The organism is Acinetobacter piscicola, from assembly GCF_015218165.1.
GTDB classification, from domain to species: domain Bacteria; phylum Pseudomonadota; class Gammaproteobacteria; order Pseudomonadales; family Moraxellaceae; genus Acinetobacter; species Acinetobacter piscicola_A.
Genome location: NZ_CP048659.1, coordinates 2,865,184 through 2,879,016 on the forward strand (window position 1 = coordinate 2,865,184; position 13,833 = coordinate 2,879,016).

At 39.7% G+C, this 13,833-nt stretch carries 15 protein-coding genes and 1 other RNA gene; 5 read left to right on the forward strand and 11 right to left on the reverse strand.

Features of this window, described 5'->3' with window-relative positions:
* Positions 1 to 10: 10 nt before the first annotated feature.
* The gene (gene glpK, locus G0028_RS14030; protein WP_180045710.1) at positions 11 to 1,492 is read right to left on the reverse strand and encodes a glycerol kinase GlpK; all 1,482 of its coding nucleotides are present in this window, start codon (positions 1,490 to 1,492) and stop codon (positions 11 to 13) included.
* Between the two features lie 131 nt (positions 1,493 to 1,623).
* Here glpK and ssrA point away from each other — a divergent pair.
* From ssrA to G0028_RS14055, 5 genes are all read left to right on the forward strand, one after another.
* Positions 1,624 to 1,984: a transfer-messenger RNA gene (gene ssrA, locus G0028_RS14035) on the forward strand.
* Positions 1,985 to 2,178: 194 nt separating this feature from the next.
* Positions 2,179 to 3,315, forward strand: a complete 1,137-nt coding sequence (locus G0028_RS14040; RefSeq protein WP_180045711.1) for a tyrosine-type recombinase/integrase — start codon at positions 2,179 to 2,181, stop codon at positions 3,313 to 3,315.
* Between the two features lie 267 nt (positions 3,316 to 3,582).
* Positions 3,583 to 3,963: a hypothetical protein gene (locus G0028_RS14045; RefSeq protein ID WP_180045712.1), complete on the forward strand. Its 381-nt coding sequence runs from the start codon at positions 3,583 to 3,585 to the stop codon at positions 3,961 to 3,963.
* Between the two features lie 15 nt (positions 3,964 to 3,978).
* Positions 3,979 to 4,224 carry a hypothetical protein gene (locus G0028_RS14050; protein ID WP_180045713.1) on the forward strand — a complete coding sequence of 82 codons (246 nt, stop codon included), beginning with the start codon at positions 3,979 to 3,981 and terminating at the stop codon, positions 4,222 to 4,224.
* Positions 4,225 to 4,274: 50 nt separating this feature from the next.
* Positions 4,275 to 4,796: a hypothetical protein gene (locus G0028_RS14055; RefSeq protein ID WP_180045714.1), complete on the forward strand. Its 522-nt coding sequence runs from the start codon at positions 4,275 to 4,277 to the stop codon at positions 4,794 to 4,796.
* Between the two features lie 96 nt (positions 4,797 to 4,892).
* On the opposite strand, the gene G0028_RS14060 is transcribed toward G0028_RS14055, so the two are convergent.
* Genes G0028_RS14060 through G0028_RS14105 form a run of 10 tightly spaced genes read right to left on the reverse strand, consistent with a single transcriptional unit; the run spans position 4,893 to position 13,832 of the window.
* Positions 4,893 to 5,438 carry a lysozyme gene (locus G0028_RS14060; protein WP_180045715.1) on the reverse strand — a complete coding sequence of 182 codons (546 nt, stop codon included), beginning with the start codon at positions 5,436 to 5,438 and terminating at the stop codon, positions 4,893 to 4,895.
* Entirely contained in the window at positions 5,435 to 5,638 is a 204-nt protein-coding gene (locus G0028_RS14065; protein WP_180045716.1) for a hypothetical protein, read from the reverse strand. Before G0028_RS14065 ends, G0028_RS14060 begins: the two co-directional genes overlap by 4 nt.
* Positions 5,628 to 5,900 (reverse strand): holin, encoded by a 273-nt coding sequence (locus tag G0028_RS14070; RefSeq protein ID WP_180045717.1) that lies wholly within the window; start codon positions 5,898 to 5,900, stop codon positions 5,628 to 5,630. Before G0028_RS14070 ends, G0028_RS14065 begins: the two co-directional genes overlap by 11 nt.
* A gap of 60 nt (positions 5,901 to 5,960) precedes the next feature.
* Complete coding sequence (locus tag G0028_RS14075; protein ID WP_180045718.1) at positions 5,961 to 6,191, reverse strand: hypothetical protein; 231 nt, start codon at positions 6,189 to 6,191, stop codon at positions 5,961 to 5,963.
* On the reverse strand, positions 6,184 to 8,079 hold the full coding sequence (locus G0028_RS14080; protein WP_194088726.1) for a hypothetical protein: 1,896 nt from the start codon (positions 8,077 to 8,079) through the stop codon (positions 6,184 to 6,186). The genes G0028_RS14075 and G0028_RS14080 overlap by 8 nt, the downstream gene beginning before the upstream one ends.
* 14 nt (positions 8,080 to 8,093) lie before the next feature.
* A complete protein-coding gene (locus G0028_RS14085; protein WP_180047902.1) occupies positions 8,094 to 8,492 on the reverse strand; it encodes a hypothetical protein in 399 nt (132 codons plus the stop codon).
* On the reverse strand, positions 8,489 to 8,785 hold the full coding sequence (locus G0028_RS14090; protein WP_180047904.1) for a carboxypeptidase regulatory-like domain-containing protein: 297 nt from the start codon (positions 8,783 to 8,785) through the stop codon (positions 8,489 to 8,491). The genes G0028_RS14085 and G0028_RS14090 overlap by 4 nt, the downstream gene beginning before the upstream one ends.
* The gene (locus G0028_RS14095; RefSeq protein ID WP_180047906.1) at positions 8,782 to 10,077 is read right to left on the reverse strand and encodes a hypothetical protein; all 1,296 of its coding nucleotides are present in this window, start codon (positions 10,075 to 10,077) and stop codon (positions 8,782 to 8,784) included. Before G0028_RS14095 ends, G0028_RS14090 begins: the two co-directional genes overlap by 4 nt.
* A 55-nt stretch (positions 10,078 to 10,132) precedes the next feature.
* Positions 10,133 to 11,752: a hypothetical protein gene (locus G0028_RS14100; protein WP_180047908.1), complete on the reverse strand. Its 1,620-nt coding sequence runs from the start codon at positions 11,750 to 11,752 to the stop codon at positions 10,133 to 10,135.
* A gap of 10 nt (positions 11,753 to 11,762) precedes the next feature.
* Positions 11,763 to 13,832, reverse strand: coding sequence for a hypothetical protein (locus G0028_RS14105; protein ID WP_227554719.1), 2,070 nt, complete (start codon positions 13,830 to 13,832; stop codon positions 11,763 to 11,765).
* Between the last annotated feature and the right edge of the window lies 1 nt (position 13,833).

Below are 13,833 nucleotides of genomic sequence, written 5' to 3' on the forward strand. Positions count from 1 at the left end.
TGTAAATCAGTTAATGACTTTTTGCTCTTTGCAAAGCATCATTCCATTGTTGCAAATGGAACTGTCGTTCATCTTCTTGCATATTGGGTTCAAATGCTCGGTCTAATTGCCAAGACTCAGATATTTCATTTAGATTTGAAAATACTCCCATTTTCAAACCTGCCATCGCTGCTGCACCCCAAGCCGTTGACTCTAAAAGTTTAGGGCGCAGTACAGGAACATTTAAAATGTCTGCTTGAAATTGCATGAGCATATCATTTTGACTTGCACCACCATCTACACGCAGCTCTTTTAATGGTTGTGAAATATCAGATTGCATGGCAGTCAGTACATCTGAAACTTGAAATGCGATGGATTCTAAAGCTGCTCGTGCAATATGAGATTTATTTGTACCTCGTGACATACCACAAAGTAAAGCACGCGCCTCACTATCCCAATGTGGCGCACCTAAACCCGTAAATGCAGGAACCAATACAACACCATCGGTATCTTTCACCTTACACGCCAATTTTTCGACTTCAGTACTATTTCGGATAATCCCTAAACCATCTCTAAGCCATTGCACAATCGCACCAGCCATAAACACACTGCCTTCAAGTGCATAATTCGACTGATTTTGACAGCGCCATGCCAATGTACTTAATAATTGATTTTGACTGTATTGAATGTCATAACCTGTATTAAACAGCATAAAACAGCCCGTACCATAGGTATTTTTTGCTGTTCCAACTTCAAAACATGACTGACCAAATAATGCAGATTGCTGGTCTCCTAAAATACCTGCAATCGGAATCTCAGCACCCAATAAACCTGCTGCCGTATTGGAAATATATTGATCTGAATCAATAATTTTAGGTAAAACAGATTTTGGAATATTAAACAACTCAATTAGCTCATCATCCCATTGCTGACTTTTTAAATTCATCAACATTGTTCGAGATGCATTACTGACTTCAATGACATGTTCTGAACCTTGCGTTAAGTTCCAAATCAGCCAGCTATCAATCGTACCAAAAGCCACATGTCCTTGCTCTGCAAGTGTTCTGAGTCCATCAATATTTTCCAATAACCACACTAATTTTCCAGCACTAAAATAAGGATCTATTCTTAAACCTGTTTTATGTTGTATTTTTTCTAAATAATTTTTTTGTAGTAAGTCATTACACCACTCTACTGCCCGCCGATCTTGCCACACAATTGCAGGAGCTAAAGCTCGACCTGTGCGTTTATCCCAAATCACCGTTGTTTCACGTTGATTTGTTACACCTAAAGCTTTGACATCCTTGGCTAATAATCGTGCAGATGCGATTGCTTGTTGTACCACAGCAATTTGAGTCGTCCAAATTTCTTGCGCATCTTGCTCTACCCAACCTGATTTAGGGGTCTTGATTTGTATTTCACGTTGTGCGGTTGCATGGATTTTTCCATGCTCATCAAAAATAATTGCTCTACTAGAGGTTGTTCCTTGATCAAGTGCGAGTAAATAGCTCATCTTTTTTGTTTTTGACCCTTGAAAAATATTTATATTAACGCAATGATGTAAGCAATTGCATCATTTCACTTAAATGTCGTAAATTCACTGCGTAATTTTCAACATTTATGTTATGATTGCATTGTTATCTAGGGGATGTTTTTGGCTTCGACGCTGATGATGAAGCTCATAGATGCATGCCGAGAGCGCATTTCCTCTCGTAAATAAAATTTGCATTTTAAATAGTCGCAAACGACGAATCTTACGCTCTAGCTGCCTAAGGGCCGCTTGTCCGCTTCACTGAATACTTGTGGTCAGTGAACCCGACCGAAGCGCACGCACACAAGTCCGTATAGAGTCAAGCCTCGGGGCTTTATACCAAACTTAGAGGATCGCGTTTTTAATCCTGTTCGTCGGGTCTTTAAGCGTTAAAATAATAGACGATATCTAAGCATGTAGTATTCTCGAGTGTAGTGTTGGCGGACGCGGGTTCAACTCCCGCCATCTCCACCAAATTTGTTAATTAAGATCAATCATGATTCGTCATGGTTGATTTTTTTTGCCTTTTATTTACTATATATCAAGTATTTATAGTTGCTTTCATTAATCATAATCAATCACGATCAATCACACACAACATTTATCAATCACGGTTAATCATGATAAGGTGTTACACAGGTGTGACACGCGTGTAACAGGTAAAAGATATGTTGTCCGATTCTCAAGTAAAAGCATTAAAAGCCAAAGAAAAAAGATACTCGCTAGCAGATGGTGAGGGATTGTCTATTGATGTGCATCCCACTGGGAAAAAGAAATGGGTGTTGTCGTACCGGGTGCATGGAAAGCAGACTCGCAAAAGTTTAGGTGAATATCCCGATGTTGGTTGCAAAGAAGCGCGTCAACTTGCACGTCAATATAAAGCAGAGGCTCAAGGCAAAGTCTTAGACTCACCCACTGTTAAATCTGTAATTGATGAATGGCTTAAAATGATGACACCAAGATGGTCCAGTGAAAAATACATCAATACTGTTATTTATCGCTTGAATTACATTACTGAAGATTTTGCAGAACAATCTATTGATGAAGTAGATCGCAAGCAAGTTGTTAAGAAAGTAAAAGAAATGGTCAGTAAGGGAACGCTTGAAACCGCGAAGCGCTCACTTCGACTTTTAAATGAGTTATTTAATTTTGCGATTGCATCTGATTACACGCAAAAAAATCCATGCACTTTGGTTGCCGATGTTATTCCGCAACAAGTAGTGCAAAACATGCCATCTCTTGATGCTGATCAAATGCCTGAATTTTGGCGCAGAGTAAATCAGTCAAATGTTACACCTGAGCTGTTACACGGATTGAAACTCGTTTGTTACACAGCAGTTCGTATTTCTGAATTATTGAGCGCCCGATGGGACACAGGAGAAATTGATTTAAAAAATGATCAGTGGGTAATTCCTGCATCTCGCATGAAGATGCGTAGAGATCATGTCGTGCCACTCACAAAACAAACTAAAAAATTGTTCCAAGATTTGTATGACAATCGAATTGATAACGGCTATGTATTTAAGAATACAAGAAATCCAGAGCTACCAACAAAATCAGAAAGTATTTTAGCAATTATTAAAAGGAATGGTTATGGTGGACAAATGGTCACACATGGCTTTCGTTCACTCTTTTCAACACATGCAAATAATTCACAAAAATTTAGAGCTGATGTGATTGAATACCAAATTGCACACGTGCCTAAAGATCGAATCCGCGGCATTTATAATAGAGCCGAATATTGGGAAGAACGAAAAGAATTAATGGAATGGTATTCAAATGAAGTTGATAAATGGATGAAATAAAATGGAACCATGGCTTTACCACTACCTAAAATTTAACCTTAAATTCGCCAAGCCGTTTTTTAAATATCACGGCTATGGCGTGATGAATCCAATGTTTGTATTTCATGCTGATATTGATAAGTATGCTGTGACGAAAGTGAGGAGTTAACCGTTCGTCGGGAGAATAAGGATAAATTAAAATAATGCTTGATTGTGCAATTATAATTGCACATAATAACAACATAGAGAGAAGCACAGTGCATCACTCAGAACCGCGAGGCGGAACCAATGAACAAATCAGAACTTTTCAAAGCAGCACACAAACTAGCTAAATCAGTAATTAAAGCGGGCGATAACTACCGTGTAACTTTCGGAGCAGCAATTAAAGCGGTTAAAGAGGGTTTTGTTGCGGTTGAAAAAATCACAGTAGTTTTGAAAGCTTGGAATAAAAAAGAAGGCGAGTTACGTGTTTACTTAAACCTAGAAGATAGCAACGATGATTTAGGTTATGTGTTAATCGAAGGTAAAAAACTTAACTACTCTAAAGTTGAATTTGCGTATGTAGAGCGCCTTAAAGCAGCAGTTGCAACTAAACTAGCTAAACTACAAGCTAAAAATCCGAAATACTCTGAGAAATCTGTAATGGATTTTGCGGCACTATCAATCTAATAAAAGGAATTAAAAATGGAAACTATCGAAGTCACACGCGTAGAGTTTAACTCACAGGATGCACAAGATGAATTTCAAAATCAAATGCGATTTGTTCATATCCCAGTTTCACATATGAGCTATCAAGAAGTTTTTGCAGTTGCATCGCGCATTCAAGATAGGTTTAAAGCATCATTCCGCATGATCGCATGTGAAGCAATTTATGAGGGAGCATTCTTTAAATATTACCAAAACACAACGACTACGTTTTTCAAGTACTAAAACAAGGTCCCTGCTTGTTACTGAGCGGGGCTTAAAGCAGGAATAAATTAATGAATAATCAAATATCAGCACAAATTGAAAACCGCATTGATATTGAAATCCAATACGTACAGCATAAGAATATGGAAGATAATATTCGTCTTTATGATCAAAAAGGGATTTATTATCTCGGGCTTCGCGCAGTTGAAAAAGCTATCAGCAAAACCGAATATCAAGAAATTTTAGAAATGGTCCAGCAAGATCATTTCGGGAAAAACCTTATAGTAATTTCAGAGCATTACGATTGGTTTTGGAATAAATATTTTAATTTTCGTGACAATGATAAACTTGAAAAAATCGGAAAGTCATTGTTTGGTAAGTCTTGGAAAAAAGCACTTGCGGAAGCATTAAAGGTGGATGAGCGCAGAATAACACACTGGCTTCAATGCACTAGACCTGTGCCAAATGGTGTGTGGAATGATTTAAAAAAAGTAGCAAATCAGCGCAAATTAGAAGTAGAAAATGCAATAGATTTGCTTACATTATCTGTTGATGAGTTAACTAAACAAGCAGCTAAAAAGGCGCTTAATTAACACACTGCACACAGACAGTCACATGAACTTTTGTATCAATTGAATGAGCTGTGCAACTTGAGAGTAAGATGCACAGTAAAAATAAAGGCAGTTTCATTAGACTGCCTTTTCAAATAGTTTGCGCTCAGCAGCACGCCGATTCACAAGACCTTTCATTACTTTGCCGCCTGCTTTATTCCACACATCAAATTGAGCAGCAGCACCTTTGTAATCACCTGCATTCAATTTTTTAAGCAATGTTGAATCTGCAAAAGCACCTGTGCCGATGTTGTAAGCTAATGAAACCAATGCATCGAACTGATTTTGATTTAAAACAACAGTGACTTTATTCACAGCAGCTTCGAATTTTTTAAGATCAGATGCCATGTAGGATTTGGCTTGCTCAACTGTACAAGTGTCGCCTTTTTTGACTTTCACACCATTGATCACCGTTGTACCGTAACCGATGGTCCATACACCCACACCGTCGTCATAGGCACTCAAGCGCAGCCCTTCAAAAGAACAGATCAAGTCGATACCTGTGGCGCTTGTGGTTTTACCTGATGCCAACTCGCTAACCACAACATTAAGCTGATCCACTTGTGATTGTGTAAGCTTACCACCAGCGATTTGGCGCGCTGCATCAAAGAATTGTTTGATCATCTCTCTTTATCCTTTTGATCTGAGTTGCCGAAATAAAAGCTCACTACTGCCCCTGTCCACCCGATCAGTGAACCAATGACAATATTTAATAGGTCTTTATTTTTTTCGGGCACATTAAAAAAGAAAAGCCCAATAACAACGAGCACTGATAACGCTAACGTGATGTAAGCGATGTATGTTTTGGTTTGATCACTGTTCATTTTGAATCTCTTTTTTAAGATTGTTTTTACGCACTCTATATTCATCCATCCGCATTTCGTGCTCTAATTTTTCTCGCCTATTTTTAGCAATCGCAAAATAGAATTGAATTAATAAGCCAAAAAATGCAATGCACAGACCACCCCAAGCAATCACATCAACCTTTCCTAAGAATGCAAAAAATGATGTAAGTCCGCTTGCTGCTGTGACTTTTTGAGTAATTGCGACAGCACTTGTTTCAAGTACCGCCTGTGTTTCAGACATACATTTCCCCTATTTTTTGGCAATAAAAAAACGCCCTACTGGGCGCTTATTTGTTAAGTTTTAAACTTCTATTTGAACAACTTCACCATTTGGTGCGAGTCGTTTAATCTCTTGGTTTGATACAAAAACTCGATCATTTAGTTTGTACACTGTGCTACTTGTGCACATCACAAGGCCCGAATCATCTGCAACTAAAACCTTGTAATTCGGGTGATTCACACTTGTAACCGTGCCAACAAATTCAGGTGCTTTTGGCATCAAATCAATTAAACGCTGTAAAACATTACTCATTGAGAACACGCTCCACAGTTAAGTTTTGATTGACTACAGCATGCGTAAATGACACTGAAACACTCTCTACAATGCCCCACCATTCTGCATTAAATGCAATGACTTCACCTGGTAAGCATTCCCCAACATCTTTTTGCACAGGAATTTCCAAGCTATGCGTTTCGATCATCCCTGCTTTTGCGAGTAACGCTTTGCCATAGCTGCCCATAGATACTGCTGTAAACAATGGATTACTTACTGTTTCTTGCAGTAAATCACCTGCTGTACCTGTACGCTTCACTTGCCCTGTAAAACCTGTGCGGTCATTTGTCAGAGTTACGCCATTATAGTCAGGATAAGGCTCATAATCAGTGGATTGGCTTGTCACTAGGCTTTCGGGAAGTAGTCGATCATAGTCATCGAATTGCATTGCATCCCAAAATGTCTTTTTGTATTTGGGTCGAATGCTTAATGTGTTAGAACCCTTTTCACTATAAACAAAGCCACCACCTGCTTCTGCAATCTGTTTAATCACAGCAATCGGGGTCTGATTGGCATAGCTCAGGCTGTTTGTTGGCACGATCCAACCAAGCTCATCAATTAGTTGCCAATTTAATTGTGTAGCACTATTCACTCGATCCAATTCAGCTTGCGCTAACTGCACAGAAGTACGTTCGTTCTCTTGTAGAAATGAGCGTGTTGGTGAATAAGGTGCGTCAAGTAATGCGGTTTGACTACGCCCTGTCAGTGTCCAAACATCTTCAGCAAAACGTCTTGAGCGACTACGATTCTCAAGCAACATGTGATGAATATTGTCATTCACTTGAATTTTCAGAATGACAGGTTGTGCATTGATTGGCTCAAGTTTAGCAATCTCGGATGCAGGTACAGTTAAGTTGTAAGACCAGCACCACTGGCTGCGGCTTGTATTGTAGCTGCCATCAATGACCTTTATTTGCTCACCATTGTCTAGACGGCTAACTTCTACTTTATTCACGATATACCACCAATTTCGAGGCGCAAGTCTCGGTATGCAGTCCTCATCACCAAAATTCAAAACAACATTGTGCGAATCCACTTCATGTAGTAAGCAGATAAAATTAAGATCGGTTGACCCACTATATTGAGGGATTTCAGGTTGTGGCCAAGGTAGAACTGGATGCTTGCGATAATAAATTGAATGCGCTTGTTGCCAAGGAATGTTTGATTTAGTGATGAGCTCTAAGCCTTTATCCCAACTAAAACCAATCCTTTTTTCAAAAACATGAGCGACTTGATGCGAAAAAGTAAACTGCTTGCGCTTTCTTACCAATTCATCCCAATGATTGTTGCGCTGAATTCTTAATTTTTTGCTTTCATCAAACAATACATTGCGAGTAATAACGCATTTTTCAGCATGATTCCAAGACACACTTTTTGCAGCATTTAAACCTGTAATTTCTTCAAAGGCTGCCCGAATATCGCGTTGTAAAACCTGTGTTTGCTCATATTGATTTGAAATATAACGACTCAGACTTTGCGCTTGCTCAAAATAAAAAGCGCTATTTTGCGCTCTAAAAATCGGCTTTGACCAAGATGCTTTTACAGCACTTAGATTTGGAAAAGCGCTTTGAAATCCCAAATCGCTATTTAGTGTCACACCCACGATATGGTTAATATCAAAAGTACCCACAGCATCAAAAGCAAATGAAGTGTTAATATGGATATTTGCTGCACCATGTACATCAATTGGTGGCTCAACTGTTCCAATCGCCCTAAATCTAAATGATGTATCAATGCTGATGTTTGCGTAATTAAACCCATCTTCGGCACCGAAATTTAAGACCAAATTGTGAGAATCAATTGGCTTTAATTCTTGGGTGAAATTTAGAACAACATTTAAGGCATCTGGTGGTGTGTAGTCAGACATTTACCACCTCATTTTTAAAGCTGTGGGCTTAAATAAATCACATCAAGTTTTGTACTTGATCCTATGACGATGTCATGATTATCTAAAACAATATCCATTCCAATCCCTACATCAATATCAACAACAGCAATTCCTTCACCATTAAATAATCTTGCCCATTGTGCAGTACCAGATTTGGTTGCAATACCTGCATTTGTTGGGTGTAACTCAATATTGCTTTCATTTACTGCTTTGGTACATGGTTTTTGAAGTTCTAGCGCTAAAAGTTTTGCTGAGCTATTTGCATTAACACTCACTGATGTGGGTTTAACATCATCATAAAAAATAAGGGTAGCATTTGCGCTACCCTGATCCAGAAAATTTGCTGTTGCTTGCAGCATGGCTAGGCTTGTCTGTAAAGATGGTTTACTCATTTCGGCACCACGTTATCTTGAATGACTGCGTTAAATTGAGATGCTGGGTGATGGGCAACAATAAAGAATCTGGCTTTTATTAAGTTTAGAAACTTGTAATTCCCAAATTCATCTGTTGCAACATCTGCTATCAATCGCCCTGTACTTTTTTCAAACAAGCGAACACGACAAGGGATATTGTTACCCAATTCTTTCACCTGCCCTTTGATTGAATACTCCCCATTCTCTATAGGGTCGCTATTAGGATTTCTAATACTAACTATACCGCCGCCAACTACCACATATTCTGTCATAGCTCACCTATTTTCAAAACGATTTCACCAGGGGTATTACCACTACTTACTGTGCAAAATTTAGCAATAAATACACTGCCATCACGCACAAATATCTGATAATCATTAAAAGGCATCACTTGAGCTAAGGCATAGATACCAATAAGCCCGCCTCTAATATTTTTTATGTTGCTAGAAAAGGGAGTTAGACTTTCATCAAGCGAAATTGGGTAAATAGGGACTTTATCAACACTGCCCAACAGGTAGCTTGTACGTCCAGAGAGATAACTTGTGTTAGTTATTTGATATGCTGCTCTAGCAGTCGCATAACTACTTATCTGCTCAATTGGCTTAAATAACAAAATATTAGAAACACTATTTGAAGATATACCGCTCATAGAGCCAATGGAGGCATTGCTATTTGCCGCTACATCCCTTATAGAAGCACTTAGAAAAGTATTACTCACATCATCATTATAATAACGCTCAAATACGCCAAAACCATACGGGCTTGCTGCCTTACTAGCATCTGTTTCCGTATCTGGAGTGATGCAAGGTAAAATATAGAAATAATCTTTAGTACCTACTAAAAGCCAATTACGATTACCAGCAGTTATAGTGAAAGTATCATTTACACTACCTAAATTATTAGTTCTCGTATAATACCATCTCGCCCACCCATTGATTACACTTGTACCACTTCCTGTTGCCACCCAGTTTTTATCAGGATTTGTTGAATCATACGGCGCTTGCACCCCAAGCATTGTATTAATATCAGTCATATCTTCAACAATTCCAACCTTTGCGTATTTCGCATAAGTTGCTGTGTATGCAGGATCTAGCTCATCAACAACACGTAAAAAAGGGCGGCTCGGCAATAGTGGGTTAGTGGAGCGATATGCTGCTTTCCCACCTGTGCCACTACTATGCTTGCTGCTAAAAGGTTTCTCCCATCCCAATGGCGGTAGCGAGCAAACAATTGTGCCTGTGGCTTGTGTTACTGTTGCCGTATTTGCGAGTTCAAGAGTAAATGAATTCGCATTTGGCACAGATAAAATTCGATGCTCACCGTTAAACTCGGATTGGTTTGCACCTGTGATTTTAATGACTTGGTATTGCATCAAATTATGTGCGGCACCGAAAGTCACAGTGACCACCTTGCCTGCGGCTTTAAGCGTCGAAACGGATTGAGCACCAAAACCATTAATTAGACACGCATCTAGCACATCAATCATGCAGCCAAAATTATTGGTCAGTTGCGGAGCATTGGTATTTGTATGCACATAAAACTTGATATCTGTACTTGCGACCATTTTTATTTACTCATAAAAAAGACCGCTCAAAGCGGTCATAAAATTCATTTAATACTCAAACAACGCGATCAATATCACCACGTAACATGATTTGGAATTGATCCGAAATTTGACTTGGTTCTGATTGTTTTACAGTACGAATACACCAAATTGGGAACGTGGCTGCAATCGTATTGAAGCGTAAAACATTACCACTTACCCAACCTGCACCCCAGCCTTCTTTTTTCACGCTAAAGTATGGCGCACCTGTCACTGGGTTGATTGGCTCACAATCTGTATTCACAGTGCCTGTGCCAATTTGCCCAGATGTTTCGCCAATGATTCTAAAATTCGTATTGTCGGTGAACACCAACGCCCAACGCTCCTGTGCCGCGCCATTGTTGGTGACTTGAATTGGATATAATGCATCATTGTACTGTGCTGAAATTGCACCGCCCACAGCCGCATCTTTCCAGTCATTATTCCATGTTTGTTGCACAAACTTTCGAGTGTAGCGCGCTTGCATATCGCCAATCACTAACGCAGATCCAACAATCGAGTCGGCAGCACTGTAGTTGTGTGTTACAGGCTTAGTGAATGTCACTTGCCCATTAATTTGCACATCCTTGATTAAACCCATGTCTTGATAGCGATATTTTGCAGACAAAGGCGGAATCAAAGCATTTAAAGCAAAGTCACCGCTTAGCGTGAATTTTCCGTAATCATAATCTACAACATACATGTCATAAGGCACTTTGGTGCCAGCACTATCTTGTAACTCGCAATACGCAATCCGCTGGTCATCCAATGTATAGGTTTTACCCGCAACATGATCAGCCATTTGATACATTTTTGTCGCACTAATAATACCAATACCGCCTGCGCGAAAAATTGGAACGCGTCCATCAAGCGGTAAGCGTGTTGCAGACAAGCCAAGGATTTCAGGATCAAGCGGAATGTAGGTATAGGCAATCGCGTTATATCGAGCCGTTGAAGCGTCAACCCATACAGGCTTATTGATGTATGTTCTTGAGTTTTCAGTATATTCAAGCAATGCATCGTACCAATCCTTACCCATAATCTCATCACGATTACTATCCGTGATTTCGGTTTTTGAGTAAAAATAAATAACTACAGTGCCATTAATATAATTCACAAAACCATGTGCAAAAGGCGTTTCAATAATGCCGTTTTCATCTGCACGCAAGGTCAGTTGACCATGCTCGATTGTAGGCACAACAACAGTTAATGACTGCGGACGAATCGGGATAATCGGTGTTCTAAATGAAACATGACTGATTGGCGGTATATCTGTTGTCGTTGTTAGTGATTCAAGTGTAATCTTGTTGTCTGCACCTGCAAGCCACGAATCAATATTGATTTCGCCATTACCGTAATTCACTTGACCCGCTAAAACACCACTGCCATTCGACATATCAATGTTTTTATAAAGCGTTCCTGTCCTGTCGATAAACACTTCATTGCCAAGTTTAAAGCGCACAGAACTTGATAAAATCTGTTCACTAAAACCATAGGTTAAATCGAATTTGAGTTTCTCTGCTTCAACTGAAATTATGCCTGAGTTTTCATCTGCACTATCTCGATAGTTTGCAACGATGCCATCGGTTTCACCAATAGCTTGATATGTTGTTGTCGCAAGCGCAACATTGCTTATATCACTTTGATAAATAGTCATATTACCCTGCTCATACCCACTTTAAATTCGCCCAAGGGTTAACTTTTGGCTTGTATTCTGTTACTGGAGTTGCTTGTGGTGGCTGTGGTTTTGGTTGATTCGGCTTTATTGTTGCGCTAATTGAAACAAGGCTTTTTTCAGATGCGCTTGCTGTAATAGGCGCTTTTTCATAAAAATAGTTTGATGATATTTTTGGAGTAACAGCAACTGCGCCTGTGGAATAGTTAATTGTGCCTTGATTGTTTCCAAACGCATCAATTAGCCCCCCTATTCCGTTGTCAGTAACAACTAAGACGGCTGTCCTTCCGTTAGGTGCTTTAACGGGGATTTCTAGCGATATAGAACTAGGTTGCAAAGCTGCGCCTGTACCCACCGTGAATGCAAGCTGACCACTACCATCAGGGACAATCTTCGGAATATCTTGCGTAACACCATTGCCATATTTGAATGAAAAATTAAACACTGTGCCTTTGTGTGGGAGTTTGTTCGGCACAATAAAGCCTTTTCCCGTTGCAAGGCTCATTAAGCCTGTTGCGTCACCACTGAATTGACCTAGATTATTGCATGTCGCTGTTTTTTCAGAACCATCCAACATCCATTTAACAGTCACGCCGCTTTTAATCCCTGTCTTGTCTAATTCAAACTCAACCTTTGCAGGTAATACAGGCAGATTCGAGCGTGTAAAAGTCGCAATAGGTGTTCCCCATAACAACATGATCGGAGAATCAACATCAGGTAAAGCACCGCAAGTTAACACCCATGACCCTGTTTCATAATCAATCATTCCTGAGCCGAATGAAGTGTTTGCGCCCTTTAACTGCCCTGAACCATCATCTTTAAGTTCATAAAACTTGCCTTGCGACATATATGACACAGACAAAGCGCTAGGTGTAGGCGTTGGCGTTAAAACCCCTGTCCAATTCATGCTTTGATTGTTTTGAGTAACAGGCAATGAGTAGCTATGAAAATATTGTTTTGGAGTTGCAGCAGGGGTAAATGAAATCACCAGAGTAGTCGAACCTGTACCTGCTGATGCAGTCCATTGAATCAATCCTTTTTGGTAATCAATTGTGCCTACCTGTGTACCTTGACTGTTTTTAAGTAATCCACCTTGGTCAGTAATCTCTTGACCAAATAGCGAGAACGATACAGTTTTCGGCATTATGCTTGAGCCGATATATAAGCTTTGAGTTGTTCCCACCGTTGTTGAAAAACTTGCTGTAATCTTTCCATTATTACCTGCAACTAGCGTAATGCTTTCACCTGCCACGTTCACATCAATAATCGGGGTTTCAGACTGAGCAGCAGGAATCAACTGAGTAAACATACTCTTTGCATTGACTGTATATGTACCCACATTTACATCGTCAGCAACACCTGTGCTTGAATAATAATTGCCTGTGTCTGCAACCAATGTTTCACGTAAAATCGAAGTAGATTTTTGTCCGCTGTACCATTGCTTAACCGATACTCCAACAAAATCCATAAGCAGTGGGTCATTCAAAGTATAGGTAGCAACTTTATATTCGACCTCCTTATTATCAATGATCATTTTACCAATGCGCGTTTCAACTTTTGTGATACGCACGTATTGCTCAAACTCTAAAGCACCACCTTCATTAGAAATAACCACGAATGAATCGCCCACACTCAGCTCCGTTTCACTCGGAAACATCACCGTTTGCATAATCTTCATGCCTTTCCAATGGGTATCGAGAGGCAAACCAACTGCTTGACCGCCCTTTGCCAGATAGCTTTCAACACGGTTTTGCGCACTTTGGCGCTCGTCTGTCCAATCTTCAGTACTGAACAGTGTTGCCGAAACGTTTGGATCTTCAGGTAGTTCAGAAATAAATACCGTAGCACCCATCAAGGTGTCAGTATCATTGGTGGTCACAGCGGGGAAAATCTTCCGCATCGACACATCGCCCATCGTACGATCAAGTTCTGAAATATCATTGAATAAATTATTACTTTGACCATCGATAAGCTGTTGACCTGAGTACTTGCCGCCACCGTCAGTTGTATCAGTTAAACGTTCAGACTTATAAATGACAAGGTTATTGGTTTCAATTGGCATG